Origin of the sequence: Planktothrix sp. FACHB-1355, assembly GCF_014748295.1 — a bacterium.
GTDB classification, from domain to species: Bacteria; Cyanobacteriota; Cyanobacteriia; order Cyanobacteriales; family Aerosakkonemataceae; genus Aerosakkonema; species Aerosakkonema funiforme_A.
This window is the reverse complement of sequence record NZ_JACJUP010001003.1, coordinates 1-2,607: the sequence shown is the minus strand read 5'-3', so window position 1 is coordinate 2,607 and position 2,607 is coordinate 1. Positions and strand designations below refer to the sequence as shown.

The window sequence follows — 2,607 nt, the reverse complement described above, 5'->3', positions numbered from 1 at the left end:
CAGGAAGCTGATAGTTAAGTTTCTTGGCACAAAATTCTAAATATTCAGGCAGATTTTGCTGAATTTCTAATAGGCTTTCTCCTGCATAAAATGGAATGAGCAGCTTGTACATCAAAAGATTACCTGAGAAAACCATCTCCCCAGACTGTAGCCCAGCCACTAATCCTCGATCGAAAATTGGCCCGGAGCAACGCAAAGGACGCACCCAGGAAAGCAGATTATTCCCCAGCATATAGCAAGCTTTACATAGATTATCTGCTTGCTTAAATCGTTTGGCTAAACTTTCTGCAAGTACTCCAAATTCATAGCCAGATTGATAGTTGCTATGATAATATCCGAGATACATTCCATAAGCTGAAAATCCGTTGCCTGATTCAGCTATTACGCCAAAATTCAGAGATACTGAAACCATTGATAACGCGACGACAAAGTATAGTTCTCCTTTTTGTAGAACATAAACGGGTACGATTAAATTATTCAAGATTTTGATAATCAGGCGTTTTTCTGGATCGGTAGCTTCTGGTTCATCGACGAGCTGCTCTATTGTGCGATTCCCTAATTTCAATTGAATCTCACGTTGGTAAGATTCAAGTTTCTCTGGTAAGTCTATTTCTGATAAATCAAAATTCAAGCAAGACAATGCCTTTTGTCCATACTGAAGTGCTTGGAGGTACTGACCTTGCAATGTGAACATCAGAATCGCTAGGTTAAACGCTTCAGCCCTTTCAATTTGTTGTCTTGCCAAGCTAGAGATCGTTTCAACAATGGCTAGAGAAGATTGAAAATCTCCAGACAAATACTTAACTTCTGCGAGATTGAAATAAACATCTAAGGTTTTCTCATAACATTGCTGCCAACTATCTGGAGGTAACAAGCTTTTAGCTACCGTAAAGTAGTTAACAGCAACCCCATAGGCAGTAGACTCTTTAGCCCTTCTCCCTGCAATAGAATTTAGCTGTAAAAGTTCTGAACGTTCTGACTGGCTTTGATGAAGTACAAAGCCCTCATTTAAGTGATTGACGATCGCAAAAATTTTGCTGCCTTTTTCTTCTGGCGACACATTAGCAAGCAGAAGTTTGCCAATTTGGAAGTGGGTTGCTTGTCTCAAAGTCTCAGGAATCAGAGAGTAAGCGGCTTGCTGCACTCGATCGTGCAGAAACCGATAAATAACAGTAATGTTATCAACCGCTTCTATATGATGTCCCTTTCCTTGGAAAAACTTGTAGGTTGAGTTTTCTGGAATAACTAACCCGTCTTGAAGCGATCGCCACAAATCTGCGGCTACACTATCTTGAGTAGCTTCACAGACTACTGCCAATGTTTCTAAATCAAATCGATTGCCAATGCACGCCGCTAGCTTTAATACTTGCTGTGTTGCTTCTGGTAGCCTCTGCAATCGTCGGATCGTAAATTCCACAACATCATCCGTCAGAGCCAACTGTGTCACCTGGATTAAGTCACACTGCCAATAGCCGGAGGAACTATTGAAAGTAATACATTCTTCCTCGTGCAGTCCGTACAAAAACTGAATGGTGAAAAATGGATTTCCCTGAGTTTTTTGGTAGACTAAGTGCGAAAGCGGCGCAGCGATATTATTTGAACACTGCAATGTATCGGCAACTAAACAGGTAATATCTAATTCATTCAAAGCAGCCAACATGAGAGTATTGAGATTGACATCTTGTTTTCTAATCTCATTCAGGGTTAGCATCAGCGGGTGGGCCGGAAAAACTTCATTATCCCGATAAGCTCCGAGTACGAGTAGATAGCCTGCTTCTGACTCGCTCATCAACAATTTCAAAAGGTTCAAAGAAGCGGAATCTGCCCACTGTAAATCATCGAGGAAAATCACTAAGGGATGTTCTTTTTTCGTAAATACCCGAATAAATTTGCCAAACAGCAGATTAAATCGATTCTGAGATGCACTACCAACCAGTTCAACTATCGGGGGTTGGGGTCCAATGATACATTCTAGTTCGGGAATGACTTCAATCAGAACTTGTCCGTTTTCACCAACAGTAGCCAGGATTTGCTCCTTCCAGCGAGCTAGTTCTATATCGGATGCGCTCAGGATTTGTCCCATCAAGCTGCGAAAAGCTTGGACAAAGGCTGAAAACGGAATGTTGCGATTGAACTGGTCGTACTTCCCTTTGATGAAATAGCCGCACTGTCGGGTGATGGGTTTGTGGACTTCATTCACCACCGCAGTTTTGCCAATACCAGAGAAACCAGCCACCAGCATCAGTTCAGAACTGCCGTTAGCAACACGATCGAAGGCTTTCAGTAAAGACTGAACTTCATTTTCCCGTCCGTAGAGTTTATCGGGGATAATGAAGCGATCGCACACATCCCTTGGCCCAATTTCAAATTTATCGATCGCACCTGTTTTTTGAAGTAGAGTTAAACATTTTTCTAGATCGTATTTTAATCCTAATGCACTTTGATAGCGCTCCTCCGCATTTTTTGCCATCAATTTCATCACGATATCTGAAAGCACCTGGGGAATTTCTTTCCTGTTCCCTAATGCACTAGGCATTTTCGCAATATGACAATGCACTAACTCCATTGGATCGTTTGACGCAAAAGGTAATTCTCCTGTAAGTAATT

At 41.7% G+C, this 2,607-nt stretch carries 1 protein-coding gene; it reads right to left on the bottom strand.

Annotated features, from left to right (window positions below; all coding sequences use genetic code 11):
• Positions 1 to 2,536, bottom strand: a 2,536-nt coding sequence (locus H6S82_RS28145) for an AAA family ATPase (RefSeq protein ID WP_242057139.1), incomplete at its 3' end; no start/stop codon positions are given.
• Positions 2,537 to 2,607 lie beyond the last annotated feature (71 nt).